Here is a 22,099-nt window from a genome sequence, read left to right as displayed (position 1 = left end):
AAAAAAGGCCGCGATGACACGGCCTTTGGGAAGGGGGAAGCGCTGGCCTCAGGCCTTCTGCATCAGCGGGCGGGCCATGCGGATCTCTTCGATCTTGACCGCACCGACCGTCGCGGTCTTGGCGGTGGACATCTCGCGCTTGAAGCCGGCCAGCTCATGGAAGCGCAGCGCGCGCTCGTTGCGCAGCGGCACCCACGAGGTCACGCTGGTGCAGCCCTCTTCGGCCAAACCATCGCGCGCGGCATCCCACAGGGCCACGCCCACGCCGGTGTTCCAGTGCGCAGGCGATGCGTAGATGGCCCAGATCTCGCCGGTGGTGGGGCGGGTCTTGGCATCGCGCGAGCGGTCGAAGCCCACGAAACCCACGATCTTGTCGTTCTCGAGGGCCACCTGCACCTGCGGCTCGCAATACTCGATGGCCTCGCGCCAGTAGGCCTGGCGCTTCTCGACGGAGGACAGGGATTTCAGCTGGTCCTCGGGAAGGATCCCGCGGTAGGACTCCACCGCCGCGGCGGCATGGATCTGGGCGATTGCCTTGGCATCACGAAGCGTTGCAGCACGCACTTGAATACTGTTACTGTTATTCGTCGACATGAGAAACCGAAATCAAAAAAAACGATGAATGAAGCCAAATGTGTCCACCAGACGTCGTACACTGCCTCGGGCAGCCGTCTCCACCGGGTCCATGATGGATTCATGGGACCCCGGCGGCCATGCAAGCACTGCGGAGCGGATGCTCAACGCCAAGCCTTGCAAGCCCACTGCCCAACACCCGGACGACCTACGCAAACGGCACAGGCAGTTCATCCCTGAACGAGCCGATGGCTTTGGAAGAAGGCGTCTGGAGTAAGCGGCGTGCAGAATACACGCTGCGGGGGTGTTCACACGAAAGCCTGTGATTGTCGCACTCCTGACACGTTTTGGGTAGTCCCCAACCATGCTGTGGGGCTAGTCGCGCCGGACTTTGCAAGCGCGCCGATTTGCGCTAGGCGTTTACCCTGATATTCCGCTGAACCACACCGCCACCGCTGCCGTCAGGCCCGGTTCCGCGCACCCAAAGAAAAACCCGGCCGAAGCCGGGTTTGGCAGGGCAGGAGCCCGAGTGTCAACGAATGTCGCGGGCTTCCACGTCAGTCACGTCGCCGGCCATCACCGCGGTGGCGCCGCGCATGCCCGAGCGAGCCGCAGCGGGTGCATCACCGGATTCCTTGGCCGTCCAGCGGGCGGTGTTGCGGTACACCGTGGTCCAGCCCGCCTGTGGAAATGTGCGGAATGCAAACGGCGCCACGGGCCGGCCGGTCAGTTTGGCCCACAGCAGACGGCCGCACCACAGCAGGGCCATCAGCGCGGCCGCCATCAGCAGGCTCACGAAAAATACCAGTCCCATCGCCAGGCCGACCAGGCGAATGGTCCAACGCACTATGCCAGCGAACAACTCGTTCAAAGCGCTTCCTTTCCAAGGGGGCCGACGGAATCGGCCCCGGTTTCCGTGTCAAGTTTGTGACCGTACAAGCATAGCGCAGAGCAATGCTTGCACGGCCGGCGTGGTTAAACCGCGTCGCCGAAGTGGAACTCGCCCGGCGCACGCACCGGATCGACGCTGACCACAATGGTGCTCTTGGGCGGGTACTTGCCTTCGAGCAGCAGCCTGGACAACGGGTTCTCGATGCGCTGCTGGATCGCGCGCTTGAGCGGCCGCGCCCCGAACACCGGATCGAAGCCCACCTTGGCCAACTCGCCCAGCGCGGGCTCGCCCACCTGCAGGTGCAGGTCCATCTTCGCCAGGCGCTGCTCCAATTGGCGCAGCTGGATGCGGGCGATGGCCTCGATGTTCTTCGCGTCCAGCCCATGGAAGACCACGGTCTCGTCGATGCGGTTGAGGAATTCGGGTCGGAAATAGTTCTTGAGTTCCCCCCAGACCGCCTCTTTCACCTCATCGTAGGGCTGGCCCACCATGGCCTGGATCAGCTGCGAGCCGATGTTGCTGGTCATGACGATCACCGTGTTCTTGAAGTCCACGGTGCGGCCCTGGCCATCGGTCAGGCGGCCGTCGTCCAGCACCTGCAGCAGTACGTTGAACACATCGGGGTGGGCCTTCTCGACCTCGTCGAGCAGGATCACGCTGTAGGGCTTGCGGCGCACGGCCTCGGTCAGGTAGCCGCCCTCGTCGTAGCCCACGTAGCCCGGGGGCGCGCCGATCAGCCGCGACACCGAGTGCTTCTCCATGAACTCGCTCATGTCGATGCGGATCAGGTGCTCCTCGCTGTCAAACAGAAAGCCCGCCAGCGCCTTGCACAGCTCGGTCTTGCCCACGCCCGTGGGGCCGAGGAACAGGAACGAGCCCGTGGGCCGGTTCGGATCGGACAGGCCCGAGCGCGAGCGGCGGATGGCGTTGGACACGGCGGCGATCGCCTCGTCCTGCCCCACCACGCGTTCGTGCAGCCGGCCTTCCATGTGCAGCAGCTTGTCCTTCTCGCCCTGCATCATCTTGGCCACCGGGATGCCGGTGGCGCGGCTCACCACCTCGGCGATCTCCTCGGCGCCGACCTGGGTGCGCAGCAGCTTGGGCGCGGCCTTCTCGCGCGAGCTTTCATTGGCCTGGGCCTCGTGCAGCTGCTTTTCCAGCGCCGGCAGCTTGCCGTACTGCAGTTCGGCCACCTTGTTGAAGTCGCCCTTGCGGGTGGCCTCCTGGATCTGGAACTTGAGCTGGTCCAGGTCCTTGCGGATCTGCTCGGAGCCCTGGGCGCTGGCCTTCTCGGCCTTCCAGATCTCCTCCAGGTCGGCGTATTCGCGCTCTACCTTGGCCAGGTCGTCCTCGATCAGCGCCAGGCGCTTCTGCGAGGCCTCGTCGGTCTCCTTCTTCATGGCCTCGCGCTCGATCTTGAGCTGGATCATGCGGCGCTCGAGCTTGTCCATGACCTCGGGCTTGGAGTCGATCTCGATCTTGATCTTGGCCGCGGCCTCGTCGATCAGGTCGATCGCCTTGTCGGGCAGGAAGCGGTCGGTGATGTAGCGGTGGCTCAGCTCGGCCGCGGCCACGATGGCCGGGTCGGTGATGTCCACGCCGTGGTGTGCCTCGTACTTCTCCTGCAGGCCGCGCAGGATGGCGATGGTGTCCTCGACGCTGGGCTCGTCGACCAGCACCTTCTGGAAGCGCCGCTCCAGCGCCGCATCCTTCTCGATGTACTTGCGGTATTCGTCGAGCGTGGTCGCGCCGATGCAGTGCAGCTCGCCGCGCGACAGCGCCGGCTTGAGCATGTTGCCCGCATCCATCGCGCCCTCGGCCTTGCCGGCGCCCACCATGGTGTGGATCTCGTCGATGAAGAGGATGATGCGGCCGTCGTCCTGGGCCACTTCCTTGAGCACGGACTTCAGCCGCTCCTCGAAGTCGCCACGGTACTTGGCGCCTGCCAGCAGGCCCGCCATGTCCAGCACCAGCACCTTCTTGTCGCGCAGCGTGTCGGGCACTTCACCAGCGACGATGCGCTGGGCCAGGCCCTCGACGATGGCGGTCTTGCCCACGCCGGGCTCGCCGATCAGCACCGGGTTGTTCTTGCTGCGCCGCTGCAGCACCTGGATGGTGCGGCGGATCTCGTCGTCGCGGCCGATCACCGGGTCGAGCTTGCCCTGGCGGGCGCGCTCGGTCAGGTCCAGCGTGTATTTCTTCAGCGCCTCGCGCTGGCTTTCGCCATCGGCGCTGTCCATGGTCTGGCCACCGCGCACGGCGTCGATCGCGGCCTCCAGCGCCTTGCGGGTCAGGCCCGCCTCGCGGGCCAGGCGGCCGGCCTCGCCCTTGTCATCGGTCAGGGCCAGCAGGAACAGCTCGCTGGCATAGAACTGGTCGCCGCGCTTGATGGCCTCCTTCTCGGTGGCCTGCAGCACGCGCTGCAGCTCCGGGCCCACGGTGACCTGGTCCTGCCCCTGCACCTGCGGCAGGCGCTTGACGGCGTTCTCGGCCGCCGCGGCCAGCGCGTTCACGTTGACGCCCGCGCGCTGCAGCAGCGCGTTGGGGCCGTCGGGCTGGCGCAGCATGGCGGTCAGCACATGCAGCGGTTCGATGTAGGCGTTGTCGTTGCCCAGGGCCAGCGACTGGGCATCGGCCAGCGCTTCCTGGAATTTGGTGGTCAGTTTGTCGATTCGCATGAAAAGGGTCACTCCTTTCGAGTCATTGCGACTTAGGTGGAGCAAATGGCCCGGTTTTCAAGCACTTTGAAGGGCTTTTTCTGTGCTAGGCGATGGGCAATCCCATCCACATCGCCAGTGCTTCCCGGCATCGATCGCATTTAATTCAATAAACATTGTATTATTGAATCATGAACGAAACCCAAGCCGTCTCCGCCCTCGGCGCCCTGGCCCACGCCCAGCGCCTGCGGGTCTTTCGCGCCCTGGTCGTCGCCGGCCCCGCCGGGTTGACGCCCAGCGTGCTGGCCGAGCAGCTCGACGTGGCCCGCAACGCCCTGTCCTTCCACCTGAAGGAACTGGCCAACGCCGGCCTGGTCACCATCGAGCAGCAGGGCCGCAACCTGATCTACCGCGCCGACTTCCCGCAGATGAACGGCCTGCTCGGCTACCTGACCGAGCACTGCTGCCAGGGCGGCACCTGCGAAGTCAACGACACCAACGCTCCTTCCTGCTGCCCATGAATACCACTGTCCCCACGTCCAGCTGCTCGCCGGCTGCCTCCTCCATGCCTGCCTTCGAGCGCTACCTGACGCTGTGGGTGTTCCTGTGCATCGTGCTGGGCGTGGCCCTGGGCCAGTTCGCGCCTGGCGTGTTCCAGGCCATCGGCCGCCTCGAGGTCGCCCAGGTCAACCTGCCGGTCGGCCTGCTGATCTGGGTGATGGTCATCCCCATGCTGCTCAAGGTGGACTTCGGCGCGCTGGGCCAGGTCGGGCAGCACTGGCGCGGCATAGGCGTGACGCTGTTCATCAACTGGGCCGTCAAGCCGTTCTCGATGGCCCTGCTGGGCTGGCTGTTCGTGCGCCATGTCTTTGCCGCCTGGCTGCCCGCCGACCAGCTGGACAGCTACATCGCCGGCCTGATCCTGCTGGCCGCCGCACCCTGCACGGCCATGGTCTTCGTCTGGAGCCGGCTGACCGGCGGCGACCCGGTGTTCACGCTGTCGCAGGTGGCGCTGAACGACACCATCATGGTCTTCGCCTTTGCGCCCATCGTCGGCCTGCTGCTGGGCCTGTCGTCCATCAGCGTGCCCTGGAACACGCTGCTGGTGTCGGTGCTGCTCTATATCGTGATCCCGGTCATCCTCGCGCAGCTGTGGCGCCGCACGCTGCTGCGCCGGGGCCAGGCCGCCTTCGATGCCGCGCTGGCCCGCATCGGCCCGCTGTCCATGGCCGCGCTGCTGCTCACGCTGGTGCTGCTGTTCGCCTTCCAGGGCGAGGCCATCCTGCGCCAGCCGCTGGTGATCGCCATGCTGGCCGTGCCGATCCTGATCCAGGTGCTGTTCAACTCGGGGCTGGCCTACTGGCTCAACCGCCGGCTGGGCGAGCAGCACCGCATCGCCTGCCCGTCGGCGCTGATCGGCGCCTCCAACTTCTTCGAGCTGGCCGTGGCCGCGGCCATTAGCCTGTTCGGCTTCCAGTCCGGCGCGGCGCTGGCCACCGTGGTCGGCGTGCTGATCGAGGTGCCGGTGATGCTGCTGGTGGTGCGCGTGGTCAACCGCTCGCGCGGCTGGTACGAACGCGGCCCGAACCCTTCCTCCCGCTAACCCAGGCAAGCCACCATGAGCAACATCACCATCTACCACAACCCCGACTGCGGCACCTCACGCAACGTGCTGGCCCTGATCCGCAACAGCGGCGAGGAGCCCACCGTCATCGAGTACCTGAAGACCCCGCCCGACCGAGCCACGCTGACGGCGCTGATCGCCGCCATGGGCGTGCCGGTGCGCGCGGTGCTGCGCGAGAAGGGCACGCCCTACGCCGAACTCGGCCTGGGCGATCCGCAGTGGAGCGACGAGCAGCTGATAGCCTTCATGCTGCAGCACCCCATCCTCATCAACCGGCCCATCGTCGTCACGCCGCTGGGCACGCGCCTGTGCCGGCCGTCGGAAACCGTGCTGGACATCCTGCCGCAGCCGCAGCGCGGCGCCTTCCGCAAGGAAGACGGTGAAGCCGTGGTGGACGCGGAGGGCCGCCGTGTCTGAGCCCCACATCAACAGTGACATGGACCTGCCCCACCTCGACCCCGCGCTGTTCCAGCGGCCCGATACGCAGCAACTCTTCGCGCCGCAGCGCGCCACGCACGCGCCGCGTTTTCTGCTGCTCTACGGCTCGCTGCGCGAGCGCTCGTTCAGCCGATTGGCCGCCGAGGAAGCGGCCCGCATCCTGCGCGCGCTCGGCGGCGAGACGCGCACGTTCAACCCCTCGGGCCTGCCGCTGGTGGACGACGCGCCCGCCGACCACCCCAAGGTCCAGGAGCTGCACGCGCTGGCGCAGTGGGCCGAGGGCATGGTGTGGAGCTCGCCCGAGCGCCACGGCGCCATGACCGGCCTGATGAAGACCCAGATCGACTGGATTCCGCTGTCGGCCGGCGCGGTGCGCCCGACGCAGGGCAAGACGCTGGCGGTGATGCAGGTCTCGGGCGGCTCGCAATCCTTCAACGCCGTCAACCAGATGCGCGTGCTGGGCCGCTGGATGCGCATGCTGACCATCCCCAACCAGTCCTCGGTCGCCAAGGCCTGGCAGGAATTCGACGAGGCCGGGCGCATGAAGCCCTCGGCCTACTACGACCGCATCGTGGACGTGATGGAGGAGCTGATGAAGTTCACGCTGCTCACGCGCGATGCCGCGCCCTACCTGGTCGACCGCTACAGCGAGCGCAAGGAAAGCGCCGAGGCACTGAGCCGACGCGTGCAGCAAGCCGCTATCTGATACCTGACGCTCGCGCCGCGCCCCGCCGCCACTGCGCGAACTGTGCCGGCGTGACGCCCGCCTGCGCGCGAAAGCAGCGCACCAGGTGGCTGGCGCTCGAAAAGCCGCAGGCCTGCGCCAGCAGCTCCAGCCGGGGCGGCTGGCCCGGCGCGGCCAACGCCTGGCGCGCGCGCTCCACGCGGCGCCACAGCACCCAGGCATGCACGGTGCAGCCCATGCTCTGGCGGAACATGCGCGCGAAATGGTATTCGGACAGATGGGCGACATGCGCCAGCGCGGTCAGGGTGAGCGCGCCGCTGTCGGCCAGGTGCGCCTCCACATGCTCCAGCACCCGGCGCCGGGCCGCCGCCGACAGCCCGCCCAGCGGACGCTGCAGCGCCTGGCGCTGGCGCGGCGTGGCCGACTGCAGCACCAGCCGGTCCAGCACCTGCTGGCTCAGGGCGTCGGCCAGCAGCGCGTCGCCCTCGCTCGCCCAGTCCAGCCGCCACAACGACTGCGCCCACTGGTCGTAGCAAGCGTCCTGGGCGTAGATCGCCGGCACCAGCGTGCGGCCGCGCGGCTCGGCGTCGAGCAGGCGCACCACGCGGTCGGCCCAGGCCAGGTCGGAGATATACAGGTGCAGGAACTGCACCGGCGCGCGCACCAGCCAGCGCGATTCGTGCTCGGCCGGCAGCACGCAGTAGCGCCCCGGCGCGCCCAGCGCCTGCGGCTGGCCCTGCAGCTGCGAGCCGTGCCCGCCCGCCAGGTAGACCGACAGCGTGTGGTGGCCCTGGCGGCTGTAGCCCACCTCGTCGTCGCGGTTGGCCCACAGGGCCAGCGACAGCCCCGCATGCAGCCGCGCGTGGCGCTGCATGCGGGCCCGCGAGCGCCCCAGCACCGCGCCGACATGGCTGGCGGGCAGGCTGGGCGGCGGTGCGGTGGAATGCATGCCGCGATTGTCGCGCCAGCCCGCCGCCACCGCCCTGGTGCGGCGCACAAAACCGCAGGAATCTGCCATCGCCACGGCGCGGCCGGTGCCACCATCGCGGCCTGTTGGTGATTCGATGGCTTGCCATGACGCTGTTTCTCTGTGCCCTGGTCGTGCTGATCTGGGGCTCCACCTGGATTGCGCTGAAGCTGCAGCTGGGCGCCGTGCCGGTGGAGATTTCCATCGCCTACCGCTTTGGCCTGGCGGCGCTGCTGCTGTTCGCCTGGATGGCTGTCTCGCGCCAGTGGCGCGTGCCGCGCGGCCCGGCCGTGCCGCGGGTGCTGGGCCAGGGGCTGTGCCTGTTCAGCCTGAACTTCGTGTGCTTCATGCACGCCAGCGAGACGCTGGCCAGCGGCCTGGCGGCCGTGGTCTTCTCCAGCGCCAGCCTCTGGAACGCGCTGCTGGCGCGGCTCATCTATGGCCGCAGGCTGGCGCCCAACGTGATGGCGGGCGGTGCACTGGGCCTGGCCGGCCTCGCCGTGCTGTTCTGGCCCGAGCTGCGCCAGGGCGGCGGGCATGCCAGCTGGCAGGGCCTGCTCTGGGCGCTGGGCGGCACGCTTTGCTTTTCGGGCGGCAACATGCTGTCGGCCTCGCTGCAGCAGCTGGGCTGGCGGCCGCTGCAGACCAATGCCTGGGGCATGCTCGCGGGCACGCTGCTGCTGGGCGGCTACGCGCTGCTGGCGGGGCTGCCGTGGAACTTCGACGCCAGCTGGCGCTATGGCGGCGCCCTGCTCTACCTGGCGATTCCCGGCTCGGTCATCGGCTTCACCGCCTACCTGACGCTGGTGGGCCGGCTGGGGCCGGAGAAGGCGGCCTATGCAACAGTGCTGTTCCCCATCGTCGCGCTCAATATCTCGGCGCTGGCCGAGGGCTACCGGTGGACGGCGCTGGGCCTGGCCGGGCTGCTGCTGGTGATGGCGGGCAATGTGCTGGTCTTCAGGCCGCCGCGCTGGCTGGCGCCGGCCTCTCTACAAAAAACATAGCTGCCCACGCTTGCTGCATGGGCACCAGAGGCCGATTTGGCTCAAGCCCCTTCGGTCTGCAGCCAGTCGAGCACCGGGTAGGCGCCGGGCAGCACCGGCTCCACCGTGACCGGAAAGCGCTGCCACTGCATGGACTGGCCTTCGCGCATCTCGAACTCGCCGCTCCAGGCGTGCACCTTGCACCAGTGCAGGCGCACCAGCGCGTGGGGGTAGTCGTGCTCGGTCACGCGCCAGACCTCGGCGGCGCCAATGGTCACGCCCAGCTCCTCGATCAGCTCGCGGCGCAGCGCCTGCTCCACGGTCTCGCCGGCCTCGAGCTTGCCGCCGGGGAACTCCCAGTAGCCGGCATAGGGCTTGCCTTCGGGCCGCGACGAGAGCAGGAACTCGCCGCCCTCGCGGATCAGGATGCCGACCGCGACCTCGGTGTGCTTGCGTGGCGTCTGCTGGGTTTGGGGCTCGCTCATTCGCCCTCCGCCTCTTCCTGCAGGTCGTCGGCATCGGCGATGCGGTTGCGCGCGGCATCGTCGCGCTCGGCGCGGCCGGCCCAGTCGCGGGCGAACTGGTGCGCCACGCGGCCGCTGCGCGAGCCGCGCTCCAGCGCCCAGACCAGGGCCTCGGCGCGCGCGGCCTCGATCTCGGCCTGCGGCAGGCCCAGCGCCGACAGCCACTGCGCGACGACGCGCAGGTACTCGTCCTGGCTGAAGGGGTAGAAGCTGACCCACAGGCCGAAGCGCTCGGACAGCGAGATCTTTTCCTCGACCACCTCGCCGGGGTGGATCTCGCCGTCGTCGCCGCGCGAGCTTTGCAGGTTCTCGCTCATGTACTCGGGCAGCAGGTGGCGGCGGTTGCTGGTGGCGTAGACCAGCACGTTCGGCGTGGCGGCCGAGACCGAGCCGTCCAGGATGGACTTCATGGCCTTGTAGCCGGGCTCGCCCTCCTCGAAGCTCAGGTCGTCGCAGTAGATGATGAACTTCTCGGGCCGGCTGGCGACGACCTCGACGATGTCGGGCAGGTCGGTCAGGTCGGCCTTGTCCACCTCGATCAGGCGCAGGCCCTGGGGCGCGTAGGCGTGCAGGCAGGCGCGGATCAGCGAGGACTTGCCGGTGCCGCGCGCGCCCGTCAGCAGCACGTTGTTGGCGGTGCGGCCGGTGACGAACTGCTCGGTGTTGCGCGCGATCTTGTCCTTCTGGCCGTCGATGTTCTGCAGGTCGGACAGTTGCATCGCGCCGACGTGGCGCACCGGTTCGAGCGCGCCGCAGCCGTTGGCGCGCTTGCGGTAGCGCCAGGCGATCGCTTCGCTCCAGTCGGTGGGCGCGTGCAGCGCCTGGGGCAGCACGGCCTCGATGCGCTGCATCAGCTGCTCGGCGCGGGCGACCAGGCGCTCCAGCGGGGAAATCGGAGAGTTAGTCATGGCAGAACGGTAGATATAGCAATCATTTCAGGAGCTGTTGACGCTTGATGCATAAGGATTTCAGATACCAATCCATTTGAAATCCTTGCTGAATGAGCGCCAGCAGCTCCCCTAAGAATAGCAATCAGGAGCGGTAGTCGGCGTTGATGCTCACATAGTCGTGGCTCAGGTCGCAAGTCCAGACCGTCGCCCGGGCGTCTCCGCGGCCAAGCTGCACGCGCACCACGATCTCGCTCTGCTTCATCACGCGCTGGCCATCGGCCTCTTGGTAGCTGGGGTTGCGGCCGCCCTGGGTGGCCACGTGCACGTCGTCCAGGAACAGCTCGATGCCGGTCTGGTCCAGGTCGGCGATGCCCGCGTAGCCCACCGCCGCCAGGATGCGGCCCAGGTTCGGGTCGCTGGCGAAGAAGGCGGTCTTGACCAGCGGCGAATGCGCGATCGCGTAGGCCACCAGGCGGCATTCGTCCTCGTTTTTGCCCTGTTCGACCTGGATCTCGATGAACTTGGTCGCGCCCTCGCCGTCGCGCACGATGGCCTGGGCCAGCTTCTGCGCCACCTCGGTCAGCGCCACCAGCAGCGCCTCGCCGTCGGGCGTGGCCCAGTCGGTGACGGGCGCATTGCCCGCCTGGTTGCTGGCCACGACCACGAAGGAGTCGTTGGTCGAGGTGTCCCCGTCGATGGTGATGCGGTTGAACGACTGGTCGGCCAGGCGCTTGGCCAGCGCGGGCAGCAGCGCGGGGCTGATGCAGGCGTCGGTCGCCAAAAAGCTGAGCATGGTCGCCATGTTGGGGCGGATCATGCCGGCGCCCTTGCTGATGCCGGTGACATGCACGGTCTTGCCGCCCACCACCGCGCTGGCCGAGAAGGCCTTGGGGATGGTGTCGGTGGTCATGATGCCCTCGGCCGCCTTGGCCCAGTGCGCGGGCTGTGCATCGGCGATCGCGGCGGGCAGGCCGGCCGTGATGCGCTCGACCGGCAGCGGCTCCATGATGACGCCGGTGGAGAACGGCAGCACCTGGCGCGGCTCGATCTTCAGCAGGCCGGCCAGCGCATCGCAGGTGGCGCGGGCGCGGGCCAGGCCGTCGGCGCCGGTGCCGGCGTTGGCGTTGCCGGTGTTGATGACGATGGCGCGCACCGCGTTGCCGGCGGCGCTCAAATGCTCACGGCACACCTGCACCGGCGCGGCGCAGAAGCGGTTGCTCGTGAACACGCCCGCCACGTGGCAGCCCTCGTCGAGCAGGAAGACGGTCAGGTCCTTGCGGTTGGCCTTGCGCACACCCGCCTCGGCAACGCCGATGCGCACGCCGGCGATGGGGGCAAGGTCTTGGGCCACGGGAGCGCTGAGATTCACAGGCATATCGGTCTCGGAGGTAAGTTCATGAAAAAAACGGGCCCCAAATAGCTTCGGGGCCCGTGTTTGCGGAGGCCATCGGCAATCAGGAAAGTTTACCGTGGCACTGCTTGTACTTCTTGCCGCTGCCGCAGGGGCAGGGGTCGTTGCGGCCGATGCGCGCGTTCTGCAGCTCGTCGGGCAGCGGGGCCAGCGGTTCGTCGTCGGCCGCCGGGGCATCGCTGCCGCTGTACGAGACGTCGAGGCGGGCATTGCTCTGCTCGATCTGCTCGGCGGCCTGGTCGAGCTGCTCGGGCGACTGCACCTGCACGGTCATCAGCACCTTGGTGACCTGGGTCTTGACCTGGTCGATCAGCTGGCGGAACAGCTCGAAGGCCTCGCGCTTGTACTCCTGCTTGGGCTGCTTCTGCGCGTAGCCGCGCAGGTGGATGCCCTGGCGCAGGTAGTCCAGCGCGGCCAGGTGGTCGCGCCAGGTCGAGTCGAAGGTCTGCAGCATCACCGCGCGGATGAAGTGCATGAAGTGGCCCTTGTCCACCAGCTCCAGCTTGGCGGCGAACAGGCGCGCGCCCTCGGCGACCACGGCTTCCTCGATCTCCTCGTCGGTCAGCGACTCGGAGCCCTCGACCATCTGCGACAGCGGCAGCTCGATGTGCCATTCCTCGCGCAGCGTCTTCTCGAGGCCGGCGATGTCCCACTGTTCTTCCATCGACTGCTCGGGCACGTACTGGCGCACCAGGTCGGCCAGCGTGCTGTCGCGCATGCCGTCGATCATCGGGGCCAGGTCGTCGGTGTCGAGGATCTCGTTGCGCTGCTGGTAGATCACCTTGCGCTGGTCGTTCGAGACGTCGTCGTACTCGAGCAATTGCTTGCGGATGTCGAAGTTGCGCGCCTCGACCTTGCGCTGCGCGCTCTCGATGCTGCGGGTGACGATGCCGGCCTCGATGGCCTCGCCGTCGGGCATCTTCAGCCGCTCCATGATGGCCTTGACGCGGTCGCCGGCGAAGATGCGCATCAGCGCGTCGTCCAGGCTCAGGTAGAAGCGCGAGGAGCCGGGGTCGCCCTGGCGGCCCGAGCGGCCGCGCAGCTGGTTGTCGATGCGGCGCGACTCGTGGCGCTCGGTGGCGATGATACGCAGGCCGCCCAGCGCGGTGACCTTCTCGTGGTCCAGCTTCCACTGCGCGCGCAGTTCCTCTGCTTTGCGGGTGCGCTCGGATTCGGACAGCGCCTCGTCGGCCTCGATGGCCGCGATCTGCTTCTCGATGTTGCCGCCCAGCACGATGTCGGTGCCGCGGCCCGCCATGTTGGTGGCGATGGTGATCATGCCGGGGCGGCCGGCCTGGGCCACGATGTCGGCCTCGCGCTCGTGGTGCTTGGCGTTCAGCACCTGGTGCGGCAGCTTTTCCTTGTTGAGCAGCTCGTCGATGATCTCGGAGTTCTCGATCGACGTGGTACCCACCAGCACTGGCTGGCCGCGCTCGTAGCATTCGCGGATGTCCTGGATCGCGGCCGCGTACTTCTCGGGCGTGGTCTTGTAGACGCGGTCGAGCTGGTCGTCGCGCTTGCTCGGGCGGTTGGGCGGGATCACCACGGTCTCGAGGCCGTAGATTTCCTGGAATTCATAGGCCTCGGTGTCGGCCGTGCCGGTCATGCCGCCGAGCTTGCCGTACAGGCGGAAGTAGTTCTGGAAGGTGATCGAGGCCAGCGTCTGGTTCTCGGCCTGGATCTCCACGCCTTCCTTGGCCTCGACGGCCTGGTGCAGGCCCTCGCTCCAGCGGCGGCCCGACATCAGGCGGCCGGTGAATTCGTCGACGATCACCACCTCGCCGTTCTGCACCACGTAGTGCTGGTCGCGGTGGTACAGGTGCTGGGCGCGCAGCGCGGCGTAGAGCTGGTGCACCAGCGAAATGTTGGCCGGGTCGTACAGCGACGCGCCCTCGGCGATCATGCCCTTGGTGGCCAGGATGCGCTCGGCCGCCTCGTAGCCCTGCTCGGTCAGGTGGATCTGGTGGCCCTTCTCGTCGACGGTGAAGTCGCCCGGCTTGGTCACGCCCTCACCGGTGCGCGGGTCGGCCTCGCCCTCCTGGCGCTCCAGCAGCGGCACGACTTCGCGCATGGCCATGTAGAGCTGGGTGTGGTCCTCGGCCTGGCCTGAGATGATCAGCGGCGTGCGCGCCTCGTCGATCAGGATGGAGTCCACCTCGTCGACGATGGCGTAGTTCAGCCCGCGCTGCACGCGCTCGGACTTGTCCTGCACCATGTTGTCGCGCAGGTAGTCGAAGCCGTACTCGTTGTTGGTGCCGTAGGTGATGTCCGAGCCGTAGGCGGCCTGCTTCTCGTGCTTGGGCAGCTGCGAGAGGTTGATGCCCACCGACAGGCCCAGGAAGTTGTACAGCCGGCCCATCCAGGTCGCGTCGCGGCTGGCGAGGTAGTCGTTCACCGTCACCACGTGCACGCCCTTGCCGGCCAGCGCGTTCAGGTAGACCGGCAGCGTGCCGGTCAGGGTCTTGCCCTCGCCGGTGCGCATTTCGGCGATCTTGCCGTAGTGCAGCGCCATGCCGCCCAGCAGCTGCACGTCGAAGTGGCGCATCTTCATCACGCGCTTGGAGCCCTCGCGCACCACGGCAAAGGCCTCGGGCAGCAGGTTGTCCAGCGATTCGCCATTGGCGACGCGGCCCTTGAATTCCTCGGTTTTCTGGCGCAACTGCTCGTCGCTGAGCTTCTCGTATTCCGGCTCCATCGCATTGATGCGGGCGACGGTCTTGCGGTATTGCTTGAGCAGCCGGTCATTGCGGCTGCCGAAAATTTTGGTGAAGAAATTGGTGGCCATTCGAGCACGATCACAGCCTGCGCGCTAACGCCGCGCGGTGCGACCTGAATCCCTTTGATGAGTTTTGCTTCAGATGGGGCTGGGGGGACCCAATGCAAGTCCCTGCCCCGTTCTGCCAAACCGCAGATTCTACAGCCGCCCCATGGCGCCCCTGTGTAGAGCCTAGAATAGCCATCCCATGCAGCGCCGCCACCACGCCATCACCCTCGAACAGGCCGCCGAGTCGTCGCCCACGCTCGCGCACCTGGTGGCGCTGACGCGCGAATCCAGCGAGCGCTACCGCCAGGTCGAGTTCCTGATCCCGCCGATGCTGCGCAAGTCCATCCGCCCCGGCCCGCTGGAGGGCGACGCCTGGTGCCTGCTGGTGGCCAACCCGGCCTGCGCCGCCAAGCTCAAGCAGCTGCTGCCGGCCATGGCCGCGCACCTGCGCGTCAAGGGCTACCCGACTACCGAGGTGCGGGTGCGCGTGCTGCGCTAGGGCTTTCTCTTTCTTTATTCCCCGGGTGATTTATCGGATTCGCCGGCGGCCGCATTGCGGGCGCGCAGCTCGTCGAGCTTGGCGCCGATCTTGATCTCCAGCCCGCGCGGCACCGGCTCGTAGAAGCGCGGCGGCACCATGTCCTCGGGAAAGTAGTGCTCGCCGGCGGCAAAACCGTCCGCCTCGTCGTGCGCGTAGCGGTAGTCCTTGCCGTAGTCCAGCTCCTTCATCAGCTTGGTCGGCGCGTTGCGCAGGTGCAGGGGCACGGGGCGGGTGCCGTCCTGCTTGACGAAGGCCTTGGCCTGGTTGTAGGCCTTGTAGCCGGCGTTGCTCTTGGGCGCCACGGCCAGGTAGAGCACGGCCTGGGCCAGCGCCAACTCGCCCTCGGGGCTGCCCAGGCGCTCGTAGGTGGCGGCCGCGTCGTTGCACATCTGCATGGCGCGCGGGTCGGCCAGGCCGATGTCCTCCCAGGCCATGCGCACGATGCGGCGCGCCAGGTAGCGCGGGTCGGCGCCGCCGTCGAGCATGCGGGTGAACCAGTACAGCGCCGCATCGGGGTCGGAGCCGCGCACCGATTTGTGCAGCGCGCTGATGGTGTCGTAGAACTGCTCGCCGCCCTTGTCGTAGCGGCGCATGCGCTCGCCCAGCACGCGCAGCAGCCAGGCGTCGGTGATGGTGGCGAGCTTTTCCTGCCCCGCCGCCATGGCCAGGGTTTCCAGCGTGTTCAGCAGGCGCCGGGCGTCGCCGTCGGCGTAGGCGATCAGGCGCTCGGCCGCTTCGGTTTCGATAGCTGGCACCGCTTGCCGCTCCTGGGCCAGCGCCACGATCTGCTTCAGGTCGTCGCCAGACAGCGCCTGCAGCACGTAGACGGCCGCGCGCGACAGCAGCGCCGAGTTGACCTCGAACGAGGGGTTCTCGGTGGTGGCGCCGATGAAGGTGAACAGGCCGCTTTCCACATGCGGCAGAAACGCGTCCTGCTGGCTCTTGTTGAAGCGGTGCACCTCGTCGACGAAGACCAGGGTGCGCTGCTGCATCAGCCCGTCGCGGGCGATCTCGGCCTGCTGCACGGCCTCGCGGATGTCCTTGACGCCGCCGAGCACGGCGCTGATGGAGATGAACTGCGCGTCGAAGGCGTCGGCCATCAGCCGCGCGATCGTGGTCTTGCCCACGCCCGGCGGGCCCCAGAGGATGCAGCTGTGCGGCCGCCCCGACTCGAAGGCCAGCCGCAGCGGCATGCCCGGCCCGAGCAGGTGCTGCTGGCCGATGACCTCGGAGAGCTTGGTGGGACGCAGCTGTTCAGCCAGCGGCTGGTGGGGAGAGGCGGGAGCTTTCATGGCAATGCCCCGGATCGTAGCAGGGAAGCCGGGGCGCGCCGGGCAGGCTGTCAAATACCATAGCTACCAGCGCTTGCTGCATGGCGATTCTCAATATATTCATCATTGAAAACCAATGCCATCAAGCGCCAGCAGCTATCAAAACTGCAGAAGGCTACTGCTTGACCACGTCCGCCCCGGCGGGCACCTTGAATTCGAAGGTCGAGGCCGGCAGCGACGGCGCGGTGCTGAAGTTGCTGAAGCGCACCACCGAGCGCTGGCCGAAGCCGTCCTCGATCTCCAGCGTCTGCAGCGCGTCGCCCTTGAAGCCGACGCGCACGCGCTTGAGCTGGCCGTCCTGCGCCTTGGGCGTGGCCTGCACCCACTGCTGGCCGTCGGCCTCGGGGGCGTTGGCCAGGTCGAACTCGGCCTTCAGCGCCGACAGGCTGGCGGCCGAGGCCAGCAGCGCCGCGGGCGTCTGGCCCAGGGCCTTGCTCTGCTGGCGCTGCGTGACCTGGTTCAGGTCCACGTCGTAGAGGCTCAGCGTCTGCCCGTCGGCCACGATGGTCTGCTCGAAAGGCTTGTGGTAGACGAACTTGAACTTGCCCGGCCGCTGGAAGGCGAAGCTGCCGCTCGAGGTCTTGCTGCGCGGCGCCTGGCCTTCCTTGGGCGGCGAGGTCACCGTCTGCGTGAACTCGGCCTGGCCGGCCTGCGAGCTTTTCATGAACTGCTCCAGGCTCTGCAGGCCGTCGGCCTGCGCCCAGGTGCTGATGCCGGCCAGCGCGGCGGCGGCCATCCAGTGCTTCATGGTGTTCCTTTCGGGATGCATGGGGGTTCAGAGTCCGGGCGGGGCAGCCAAGTGCCCGGGTTCACCCAAATTTACGGGACGGCGGGCCAGCGTGTCTATTCGTCACCGCCGCCGCGGAACGGCACCAGCACATCGCGCTGGCCGCTGCTGGTGAGCGAGCTGACCAGGCCGGCCTTCTCCATCTGCTCGAGCAGGTTGGCCGAGCGGTTGTAGCCGATGCGCAGCTTGCGCTGCACGTAGGAGATGCTGGCCTTGCGGTCCTTGAGCACGATCTCGACGGCCTGGTCGTACATCGGGTCCTTCTCACCGCCGCCACCGCCGCCGCCCTCGTCGTCGCCAAAGCCGGAATCGCCCTCGCCGGCGCCGCCGTCGAGGATGCCCTCGATGTAGTCGGGCTCGCCCTGCTCCTTGAGGTAGCTGACGACGCGGTGCACTTCCTCATCCGAGACGAAGGCGCCGTGCACGCGCACCGGCAGGCCGGTGCCGCTGGCCATGTAGAGCATGTCGCCCATGCCGAGCAGCGCCTCGGCGCCCATCTGGTCGAGGATGGTGCGGCTGTCGATCTTGCTCGACACCTGGAAGGCGATGCGCGTGGGGATGTTGGCCTTGATGAGGCCGGTGATCACGTCGACGCTCGGGCGCTGGGTGGCCAGGATCAGGTGGATGCCGGCCGCGCGCGCCTTCTGCGCCAGGCGGGCGATCAGCTCCTCGATCTTCTTGCCCACCACCATCATCAGGTCGGCCAACTCGTCGATCACCACCACGATGTGCGGCAGGCGCGACAGCGGCTCGGGCGATTCGGGCGTCAGGCTGAAGGGGTTGGGGATGCTTTCCTCGCGCGCCGCGGCGTCGTCGATCTTGGTGTTGTAGCCGGCCAGGTTGCGCACGCCCAGCTTGCTCATCAGCTTGTAGCGGCGCTCCATCTCGGCCACGCACCAGTTCAGGCCGTGGGCGGCCTGCTTCATGTCGGTCACCACCGGGCACAGCAGGTGCGGAATGCCTTCGTAGACCGACATTTCCAGCATCTTGGGGTCGATCATCAACAGGCGCACGTCCTTGGCCTCGGCCTTGTACAGCAGCGACAGGATCATGGCGTTGATACCCACCGACTTGCCCGAACCGGTCGTGCCCGCCACCAGGCAATGCGGCATCTTGGCCAGGTCGGCCACCACCGGCTTGCCCACGATGTCCTTGCCCAGGCCCATGGTCAGCAGGCTCTTGGCCTCGTGGTACTCGTGCGAGCCGAGGATCTCGGTCAGCCGGATCGTCTGGCGCCGGGCGTTGGGCAGCTCCAGCGCCATGAAGTTCTTGCCCGGAATGGTCTCGACCACGCGGATCGACACCAGCGACAGCGAGCGCGCCAGGTCCTTGGCCAGGTTGACCACCTGCGAGCCCTTGACGCCGGTGGCCGGCTCGATCTCGTAGCGGGTGATGACCGGGCCGGGCGCCGCCTCGACCACGCGCACCTCGACGCCGAAGTCCTTGAGCTTCTTCTCGATCAGGCGGCTGGTCATCTCCAGCGTCTCGACCGACATGGTTTCCTGCGCCTTGGGCGCCGCATCCAGCAGGTCGACCTGCGGCAGCCGGGTGTCGCGCAACTCATTGAACAAGGGCTTCTGCCGCTCCTTGATGACCCGGGCGCTGGGCTGGGCCTGGGGCTTGGCCGGCTCGGCGATGTGCACCGGATCGGGCATGGCGCGGCTCATCGGCGGCTCGAACGAATGCTCCACCGGGCCGTCCAGCAGCGAGGATGGGTCGATGCGCGTCTCGAACACCTCGGCCTCGCGGGCCTTGGCGGCCTTGCGGCCCACGGCCTTGTCCTGCGCGGCGGCGCGGCGCGAGACCAGCTTGTGCACGCTGCCTTCCAGCACCGAGCCCACCTTCTCGGCGATCTGGCCCCACGAGAAACCCAGGATCCACGACAGGCCCAGCAGCAGCACCACCACGCCGGCGATGCCCGATCCCGAGAAGCCCATCCAGCGCTCGGCCAACGGGCCCAGCAGGTAGCCGAGCACGCCGCCGGCCGCGCCGGGCAGCGACGGCTCGAAGCGGTACAGGCGCGACCACTCCAGTGCGCAGCTCGAAGCCACCAGCACCGCCAGCCCGCCCCAGAACACCGTGCGCCGCCACCACAGCGGGCGCGGGTCGCCCGGCGGGTTCTCGCCCGCGCGCAGCCAGCGCGCCAGCGACGAGAACCAGGCCAGCACCGCGGCCACCACCAGCCACCACACCGAGAAACCCGCCATGAAATAGCTGCCGTCCGACAGCATCGCGCCCAGGCGCCCCATCCAGTTGTGCACCTGGCCTCCGGCCTGCGCCCCCGAGGTGGACCAGGCCGGATCGCTGGGCGAATAGCTCAGCATGGCCGCCATCCAGAACGCCATCAGCAGGAAGGTCGCCACCAGCACCATCTCGTGCCCGAACCGGCGCACCCCCGAGGCCAGCGAGTGTTTGCGGGCCGACGACGCGTTCAATGTGTTCGATGAATAAGCCATAAATCGAGGCGAGAGCTTAACCCATGGCCATGACGGCGCTATGGAGTGTGTTTTGCATTATTTTGCCATTGAGCGCTTGCTGATCCAGCGCATATAGCTTCCAAATATATAGCAAAACCCCGACACCGGCGCAAGCCACGATTGTTTTCAATTGCGACGGCGTGGCGGCCCCGCCCCACGGCGGCCCAAATGCCCGACATGGCCACGGGGAAGCGGCGGGTGCTTGATACTGTCGGCCCTGTCCCCAGCTATGGGGCACGAATCGCGATACGGAAAACAAGATGTCCACCACCCAACACGCCAAAGTTCTGATCCTGGGTTCCGGCCCTGCCGGCTACACCGCCGCCGTCTATGCCGCGCGCGCCAACCTCAAGCCGCTGCTCGTCACCGGCATGGCGCAGGGCGGCCAGCTGATGACGACCACCGAGGTGGACAACTGGCCCGCGGACGTCAACGGCGTGCAGGGCCCCGAGCTGATGCAGCGCTTCCTGGAGCACGCCCAGCGCTTCCAGACCGAGATCGTGTTCGACCACATCAACAAGGTCGACCTCAGCAAGCGCCCGTTCACGCTGACCGGCGACAGCGGCACCTACACCTGCGACTCGCTCATCATCGCCACCGGCGCCTCGGCCCAGTACCTGGGCCTGCCGTCCGAAGAGGCCTTCATGGGCCGCGGCGTCTCGGCCTGCGCCACCTGCGACGGCTTCTTCTACCGCGAGCAGCCGGTGTGCGTGGTCGGCGGCGGCAACACCGCCGTCGAGGAGGCGCTGTACCTGGCGGGCATCGCCAGCAAGGTCACGCTGGTGCACCGCCGCGACAAGTTCCGCGCCGAACCCATCCTGGTCGACCGGATGATGGACCTGGTGGCCAAGGGCAAGATCGAGCTGAAGACCCACTTCACGCTCGACGAGGTGCTGGGCGACCCTTCGGGCGTGACCGGCATCCGCATCAAGAGCACCCAGGACGGCCACACCGAGGACATCCAGCTGCAGGGCTGCTTCATCGCCATCGGCCACCACCCGAACACCGACATCTTCCAGGGCCAGCTGGAGATGGAGAACGGCTACATCGTGACGCAGGGCGGCCTCAAGGGCTTTGCCACGCAGACCAGCGTGCCCGGCGTGTTCGCCGCCGGCGACGTGCAGGACCACGTCTACCGCCAGGCCATCACCAGCGCCGGCACGGGCTGCATGGCGGCGCTGGATGCCCAGCGCTTCCTGGAACAGGAATAGGCCTTTCCTCAAAACCGGTTATAATCCAACGCTTTGCTTTTAACAGGGCAACATTACCGCTGATCCAGCCGCCCCGGCTGCCTGCGGTGAACATGGGTTACCGCCACCCTTCAATTGGCGAGGTGAGGCTGCCGATCGTTCAGCGCCGGTTCATCGAGAACCGGCAGCGAAACAGGACCGGTGGCCGTGCAAAAACTACGGAGTGTCCTGATGGCACGCGTTTGCGAAGTAACGGGCAAGAAGCCCATGGTGGGAAACAACGTTTCCCACGCCAACAACAAAACCAAGCGCCGGTTCCTGCCGAACCTGCAATATCGCCGTTTCTGGGTCGAGAGCGAAAACCGCTGGGTGCGCCTGCGCGTGTCGAGCGCTGCCCTGCGCCTGATCGACAAGAACGGTATTGATTCCGTGCTCGCAGACCTGCGCGCACGCGGCCAAGCTTAAGGAGTTACACCATGGCAGCCAAAGGCGGACGCGAAAAAATCAAGCTGGAATCCACAGCCGGCACCGGTCACTTCTACACGACCACCAAGAACAAGAAGACCATGCCCGAGAAGATGCTGATCAAGAAATTTGATCCCAAGGCTCGCAAGCATGTCGAGTACAAGGAAATCAAGCTGAAGTAATTCGGCCCTTCCCTCAAAAAAACCGCCACTGCGCAAGCAATGGCGGTTTTTTGTTGCCTCAGTCCTTCAGGCTCATTGCGAGCTGAAGAAGGTCGGCGCCCGCGTGGCGGGGTAGGAGTAGCGGCCCCGGTTGACGCCGTCGGCGCTGGCCGACGACATGCCTGATGCCGAGCCTGCCGCCGTGGGTGCCGGTGCCGGCGACTGGGTGGACTTGGCTGCATTGGCGCCCGGGCATGGCGTGCCCGCTGCCTGCATGGCCTGCGAGATTTCCGCCTTCTGGCACAGGCGTGCCAGCGCGGCCTGCTGCATGCCTGCCGCTCGCAGTGCCTCGGCGTCGTAGCGCATGTCGCAGCTGCTGTCCGTCCAGGTGGAGCCGAAGGACAGCCCGAAGCCCACGCCTTGCGCGCCACCACTGGTGCTGCCCATGCAGGTGCCATTGGCCGCGGTCAGCGGCGGTGCGAATGCCGTGCTCACCGGATTGCGTGCCTGGGCCTGGTAGGTGTCCCCCTGCACGTTCACGTTGGTGGTGTTGTTCGCGGTCTGCGAACCACCCGTCATGACGTTGCCTCCGGAGTTGGAGCTGACATTCGCCCCAGCCTGCCCTGCACCACTCGTCCCCTGACCCGATCCCTGGGGATAGTTGTAGGTGTAGGACACCGCTGATGCCGATGGCGCTGGAGCCGGAGGTGGCGGCGGCGGCGGTGGCGGCGGTGGCGGC

Annotated in this window: 21 protein-coding genes; 9 read left to right on the top strand and 12 right to left on the bottom strand. The window is 67.4% G+C overall.

The window, feature by feature from the left end; genetic code table 11:
- Window positions 1-48: 48 nt before the first annotated feature.
- The 3 genes from ACYVKR_RS22910 to clpB form a co-directional block, all read right to left on the bottom strand.
- The gene (locus ACYVKR_RS22910; protein WP_460483295.1) at window positions 49-594 is read right to left on the bottom strand and encodes a GNAT family N-acetyltransferase; all 546 of its coding nucleotides are present in this window, start codon (window positions 592-594) and stop codon (window positions 49-51) included.
- A 511-nt stretch (window positions 595-1,105) separates the two neighbouring features.
- Window positions 1,106-1,420 (bottom strand): hypothetical protein, encoded by a 315-nt coding sequence (locus ACYVKR_RS22905; RefSeq protein WP_460483294.1) that lies wholly within the window; start codon window positions 1,418-1,420, stop codon window positions 1,106-1,108.
- Between the two features lie 128 nt (window positions 1,421-1,548).
- Window positions 1,549-4,143 carry an ATP-dependent Clp protease ATP-binding subunit gene (gene clpB / locus ACYVKR_RS22900; protein ID WP_460483293.1) on the bottom strand — a complete coding sequence of 865 codons (2,595 nt, stop codon included), beginning with the start codon at window positions 4,141-4,143 and terminating at the stop codon, window positions 1,549-1,551.
- A gap of 170 nt (window positions 4,144-4,313) precedes the next feature.
- Here clpB and ACYVKR_RS22895 point away from each other — a divergent pair, with 170 nt between their 5' ends.
- The 4 genes from ACYVKR_RS22895 to arsH are packed head-to-tail and all read left to right on the top strand — an operon-like array spanning window position 4,314 to window position 6,890.
- On the top strand, window positions 4,314-4,643 hold the full coding sequence (locus tag ACYVKR_RS22895; protein WP_460483292.1) for an ArsR/SmtB family transcription factor: 330 nt from the start codon (window positions 4,314-4,316) through the stop codon (window positions 4,641-4,643).
- Window positions 4,640-5,725: an ACR3 family arsenite efflux transporter gene (arsB, locus tag ACYVKR_RS22890; RefSeq protein ID WP_460483291.1), complete on the top strand. Its 1,086-nt coding sequence runs from the start codon at window positions 4,640-4,642 to the stop codon at window positions 5,723-5,725. The genes ACYVKR_RS22895 and arsB overlap by 4 nt, the downstream gene beginning before the upstream one ends.
- Window positions 5,726-5,740: 15 nt before the next feature.
- A complete protein-coding gene (gene arsC / locus ACYVKR_RS22885) occupies window positions 5,741-6,163 on the top strand; it encodes a thioredoxin domain-containing protein (protein WP_460483290.1) in 423 nt (140 codons plus the stop codon).
- Between the two features lie 19 nt (window positions 6,164-6,182).
- Window positions 6,183-6,890, top strand: a complete 708-nt coding sequence (gene arsH / locus ACYVKR_RS22880; RefSeq protein WP_460483574.1) for an arsenical resistance protein ArsH — start codon at window positions 6,183-6,185, stop codon at window positions 6,888-6,890.
- Here the strand turns inward: arsH and ACYVKR_RS22875 are convergent.
- The gene (locus tag ACYVKR_RS22875; protein WP_460483289.1) at window positions 6,883-7,818 is read right to left on the bottom strand and encodes a helix-turn-helix domain-containing protein; all 936 of its coding nucleotides are present in this window, start codon (window positions 7,816-7,818) and stop codon (window positions 6,883-6,885) included. The two genes, arsH and ACYVKR_RS22875, sit on opposite strands and share 8 nt — an antisense overlap.
- A gap of 125 nt (window positions 7,819-7,943) precedes the next feature.
- Here ACYVKR_RS22875 and ACYVKR_RS22870 point away from each other — a divergent pair, with 125 nt between their 5' ends.
- Window positions 7,944-8,840 (top strand): DMT family transporter, encoded by an 897-nt coding sequence (locus ACYVKR_RS22870; RefSeq protein WP_460483288.1) that lies wholly within the window; start codon window positions 7,944-7,946, stop codon window positions 8,838-8,840.
- A 41-nt stretch (window positions 8,841-8,881) separates the two neighbouring features.
- Here the strand turns inward: ACYVKR_RS22870 and ACYVKR_RS22865 are convergent, their stop codons facing one another.
- From ACYVKR_RS22865 to secA, 4 genes are all read right to left on the bottom strand, one after another.
- Window positions 8,882-9,304, bottom strand: a complete 423-nt coding sequence (locus ACYVKR_RS22865) for an NUDIX domain-containing protein (RefSeq protein ID WP_460483287.1) — start codon at window positions 9,302-9,304, stop codon at window positions 8,882-8,884.
- Window positions 9,301-10,251, bottom strand: coding sequence for an ATP-binding protein (locus ACYVKR_RS22860; protein WP_460483286.1), 951 nt, complete (start codon window positions 10,249-10,251; stop codon window positions 9,301-9,303). The genes ACYVKR_RS22865 and ACYVKR_RS22860 overlap by 4 nt, the downstream gene beginning before the upstream one ends.
- A 124-nt stretch (window positions 10,252-10,375) precedes the next feature.
- Window positions 10,376-11,608 (bottom strand): bifunctional ornithine acetyltransferase/N-acetylglutamate synthase, encoded by a 1,233-nt coding sequence (argJ, locus tag ACYVKR_RS22855; protein ID WP_460483285.1) that lies wholly within the window; start codon window positions 11,606-11,608, stop codon window positions 10,376-10,378.
- A gap of 79 nt (window positions 11,609-11,687) precedes the next feature.
- Window positions 11,688-14,429 carry a preprotein translocase subunit SecA gene (gene secA, locus ACYVKR_RS22850; protein ID WP_460483284.1) on the bottom strand — a complete coding sequence of 914 codons (2,742 nt, stop codon included), beginning with the start codon at window positions 14,427-14,429 and terminating at the stop codon, window positions 11,688-11,690.
- A gap of 178 nt (window positions 14,430-14,607) precedes the next feature.
- Between secA and ACYVKR_RS22845 the strand changes: the two genes are divergently transcribed.
- Entirely contained in the window at window positions 14,608-14,907 is a 300-nt protein-coding gene (locus ACYVKR_RS22845; protein ID WP_460483283.1) for a hypothetical protein, read from the top strand.
- A gap of 14 nt (window positions 14,908-14,921) precedes the next feature.
- Here the strand turns inward: ACYVKR_RS22845 and ACYVKR_RS22840 are convergent, their stop codons facing one another.
- The 3 genes from ACYVKR_RS22840 to ACYVKR_RS22830 form a co-directional block, all read right to left on the bottom strand.
- Window positions 14,922-16,241, bottom strand: coding sequence for a replication-associated recombination protein A (locus tag ACYVKR_RS22840; RefSeq protein ID WP_460483282.1), 1,320 nt, complete (start codon window positions 16,239-16,241; stop codon window positions 14,922-14,924).
- A 154-nt stretch (window positions 16,242-16,395) separates the two neighbouring features.
- Complete coding sequence (lolA, locus tag ACYVKR_RS22835) at window positions 16,396-17,028, bottom strand: LolA family protein (RefSeq protein ID WP_460483281.1); 633 nt, start codon at window positions 17,026-17,028, stop codon at window positions 16,396-16,398.
- Window positions 17,029-17,123: 95 nt separating this feature from the next.
- Window positions 17,124-19,523, bottom strand: coding sequence for a DNA translocase FtsK (locus tag ACYVKR_RS22830; RefSeq protein WP_460483280.1), 2,400 nt, complete (start codon window positions 19,521-19,523; stop codon window positions 17,124-17,126).
- A gap of 281 nt (window positions 19,524-19,804) precedes the next feature.
- On the opposite strand from ACYVKR_RS22830, the gene trxB reads away from it, so the two are divergent.
- The 3 genes from trxB (at window position 19,805) to rpmG (ending at window position 21,381) form a co-directional block, all read left to right on the top strand.
- Window positions 19,805-20,755 carry a thioredoxin-disulfide reductase gene (trxB, locus tag ACYVKR_RS22825; RefSeq protein ID WP_460483279.1) on the top strand — a complete coding sequence of 317 codons (951 nt, stop codon included), beginning with the start codon at window positions 19,805-19,807 and terminating at the stop codon, window positions 20,753-20,755.
- A 210-nt stretch (window positions 20,756-20,965) separates the two neighbouring features.
- Window positions 20,966-21,199, top strand: a complete 234-nt coding sequence (gene rpmB, locus ACYVKR_RS22820) for a 50S ribosomal protein L28 (RefSeq protein WP_012207163.1) — start codon at window positions 20,966-20,968, stop codon at window positions 21,197-21,199.
- 11 nt (window positions 21,200-21,210) lie between these two features.
- Complete coding sequence (gene rpmG, locus ACYVKR_RS22815; RefSeq protein WP_460483278.1) at window positions 21,211-21,381, top strand: 50S ribosomal protein L33; 171 nt, start codon at window positions 21,211-21,213, stop codon at window positions 21,379-21,381.
- Between the two features lie 72 nt (window positions 21,382-21,453).
- On the opposite strand, the gene ACYVKR_RS22810 is transcribed toward rpmG, so the two are convergent.
- Window positions 21,454-21,939 (bottom strand): hypothetical protein, encoded by a 486-nt coding sequence (locus ACYVKR_RS22810; protein WP_460483277.1) that lies wholly within the window; start codon window positions 21,937-21,939, stop codon window positions 21,454-21,456.
- Window positions 21,940-22,099 lie beyond the last annotated feature (160 nt).

This window comes from Comamonas humi (assembly GCF_054782535.1).
The sequence above is the reverse complement of the archived record's forward strand: the minus strand, read 5'-3'. Positions and strand labels throughout refer to the sequence as shown.

Coding starts and splice junctions, on each gene's coding strand:
- ACYVKR_RS22845 (WP_460483283.1), top strand. CDS start 14,608: ATGCAGCGCCGCCACCACGCCATCACCCTCGAACAGGCCGCCGAGTCG.
- trxB (WP_460483279.1), top strand. CDS start 19,805: ATGTCCACCACCCAACACGCCAAAGTTCTGATCCTGGGTTCCGGCCCT.
- arsH (WP_460483574.1), top strand. CDS start 6,183: ATGGACCTGCCCCACCTCGACCCCGCGCTGTTCCAGCGGCCCGATACG.
- secA (WP_460483284.1), bottom strand. CDS start 14,429: ATGGCCACCAATTTCTTCACCAAAATTTTCGGCAGCCGCAATGACCGG.
- arsC (WP_460483290.1), top strand. CDS start 5,741: ATGAGCAACATCACCATCTACCACAACCCCGACTGCGGCACCTCACGC.
- ACYVKR_RS22840 (WP_460483282.1), bottom strand. CDS start 16,241: ATGAAAGCTCCCGCCTCTCCCCACCAGCCGCTGGCTGAACAGCTGCGT.
- ACYVKR_RS22865 (WP_460483287.1), bottom strand. CDS start 9,304: ATGAGCGAGCCCCAAACCCAGCAGACGCCACGCAAGCACACCGAGGTC.
- ACYVKR_RS22830 (WP_460483280.1), bottom strand. CDS start 19,523: ATGGCTTATTCATCGAACACATTGAACGCGTCGTCGGCCCGCAAACAC.
- ACYVKR_RS22895 (WP_460483292.1), top strand. CDS start 4,314: ATGAACGAAACCCAAGCCGTCTCCGCCCTCGGCGCCCTGGCCCACGCC.
- arsB (WP_460483291.1), top strand. CDS start 4,640: ATGAATACCACTGTCCCCACGTCCAGCTGCTCGCCGGCTGCCTCCTCC.
- ACYVKR_RS22910 (WP_460483295.1), bottom strand. CDS start 594: ATGTCGACGAATAACAGTAACAGTATTCAAGTGCGTGCTGCAACGCTT.
- rpmB (WP_012207163.1), top strand. CDS start 20,966: ATGGCACGCGTTTGCGAAGTAACGGGCAAGAAGCCCATGGTGGGAAAC.
- clpB (WP_460483293.1), bottom strand. CDS start 4,143: ATGCGAATCGACAAACTGACCACCAAATTCCAGGAAGCGCTGGCCGAT.
- rpmG (WP_460483278.1), top strand. CDS start 21,211: ATGGCAGCCAAAGGCGGACGCGAAAAAATCAAGCTGGAATCCACAGCC.
- lolA (WP_460483281.1), bottom strand. CDS start 17,028: ATGAAGCACTGGATGGCCGCCGCCGCGCTGGCCGGCATCAGCACCTGG.
- ACYVKR_RS22810 (WP_460483277.1), bottom strand. CDS start 21,939: ATGACGGGTGGTTCGCAGACCGCGAACAACACCACCAACGTGAACGTG.
- ACYVKR_RS22870 (WP_460483288.1), top strand. CDS start 7,944: ATGACGCTGTTTCTCTGTGCCCTGGTCGTGCTGATCTGGGGCTCCACC.
- ACYVKR_RS22860 (WP_460483286.1), bottom strand. CDS start 10,251: ATGACTAACTCTCCGATTTCCCCGCTGGAGCGCCTGGTCGCCCGCGCC.
- argJ (WP_460483285.1), bottom strand. CDS start 11,608: ATGCCTGTGAATCTCAGCGCTCCCGTGGCCCAAGACCTTGCCCCCATC.
- ACYVKR_RS22875 (WP_460483289.1), bottom strand. CDS start 7,818: ATGCATTCCACCGCACCGCCGCCCAGCCTGCCCGCCAGCCATGTCGGC.